This is a genomic window from Microcystis sp. M53598_WE2 (genome assembly GCF_030067735.1).
Taxonomy (GTDB): Bacteria; Cyanobacteriota; Cyanobacteriia; order Cyanobacteriales; family Microcystaceae; genus Microcystis; species Microcystis aeruginosa.
On sequence record NZ_JASJFE010000442.1, the window covers coordinates 1 to 1,052 of the forward strand.

Below are 1,052 nucleotides of genomic sequence, written 5' to 3' on the forward strand. Positions count from 1 at the left end.
ACCCCCATGATTACCGTCGAACCCATTACCTTTTACAACGATCAAGAGAGGATAAATTATGATGACATTAGAACAAGCTCTTATGACAGTTAATGAACTACCTATTGAACAGAGAGAAATGTTAATAGAAATTGTCAAAAATCAAATGATAGAATCCTATCGAGACGAAATAGCCCGAAATGCTAAAGAAGCGAGGGAAGCTTTTCAAATAGGAGAATTAAAACCGCAACCTTTAGAAGATATTATTGATGAATTAAAAACCATACTATATGACAGCAATTAAAGAATTAGAATAATTAGAACAAGGAGATGATTAATCATGAAATATAGCATTTTAATTCAATGGTCTGAAGAAGATAATGCCTATATCGCCAGTTTACCCGAATGGGGAAAATACGCTCAAACTCACGGCAGCACCTATCAAGAAGCCCTTGATAATGCCCAAGAAGTTTTAGAAGATTTGGTAGATATATATACCCAAGAAAATAAACCTTTGCCCTCGCCAAAACTATTACAAATAGCTTAGAAAATTACTAATGACTAATTTCCCAACCATTCCGGGATTAAAAGAACTACAAAAACAAACCAAAGGCGCATCAGCAATAACCGTCGCCATTCTTGATGGTGTAGTTGATACCGACCATCCCTGCTTCAACGGGGCAGACCTAACCCGTTTACCCACCCTCGTCCAGCATCAAGCCACCGCCGGGCAAATGTCCACCCACGGAACCCATATCGCCAGCCTCATCTTCGGACAACCCAATAGCGACATCCAAGGTATTGCCCCCCAGTGTCGAGGCCTACTGGGACTTAAACGCCAAATAAAGATCAAATCGAGTATAATCGTTAAAGAGTAAGCACTTTACGTTGAAAGATCAGCGATGAAAGAGACAACCCCAGCTGCGATGCCTCCCTGCTTTGACCGATGGTGTCGGCGGTTTGACAATTGCTTCAAAAACGAAGCGCAAAAAAACGGCTTCAGACAATATTTAGGAGGATTATTAGGGGAAAGTGAGAGGAAAAACCTCACTCAAATGGCCAATAATGCCGTC

The 1,052-nt window shown here is 40.9% G+C and carries 3 protein-coding genes and 1 pseudogene; all 4 read left to right on the top strand.

Annotation, left to right across the window (positions count from 1 at the left end; genetic code table 11):
- The first annotated feature begins 58 nt into the window (after positions 1 to 58).
- Complete coding sequence (locus PX636_RS09300) at positions 59 to 283, top strand: hypothetical protein (protein WP_288116866.1); 225 nt, start codon at positions 59 to 61, stop codon at positions 281 to 283.
- 36 nt (positions 284 to 319) lie between these two features.
- Positions 320 to 526, top strand: a complete 207-nt coding sequence (locus PX636_RS09305) for a type II toxin-antitoxin system HicB family antitoxin (RefSeq protein WP_287731361.1) — start codon at positions 320 to 322, stop codon at positions 524 to 526.
- A 10-nt stretch (positions 527 to 536) separates the two neighbouring features.
- Complete coding sequence (locus tag PX636_RS09310) at positions 537 to 857, top strand: S8 family serine peptidase (protein ID WP_288116868.1); 321 nt, start codon at positions 537 to 539, stop codon at positions 855 to 857.
- A gap of 24 nt (positions 858 to 881) precedes the next feature.
- Positions 882 to 1,052: pseudogene (locus tag PX636_RS09315) on the top strand (IS701 family transposase); the annotation flags it as partial.

Coding starts and splice junctions, on each gene's coding strand:
- PX636_RS09305 (WP_287731361.1), top strand. CDS start 320: ATGAAATATAGCATTTTAATTCAATGGTCTGAAGAAGATAATGCCTAT.
- PX636_RS09300 (WP_288116866.1), top strand. CDS start 59: ATGATGACATTAGAACAAGCTCTTATGACAGTTAATGAACTACCTATT.
- PX636_RS09310 (WP_288116868.1), top strand. CDS start 537: ATGACTAATTTCCCAACCATTCCGGGATTAAAAGAACTACAAAAACAA.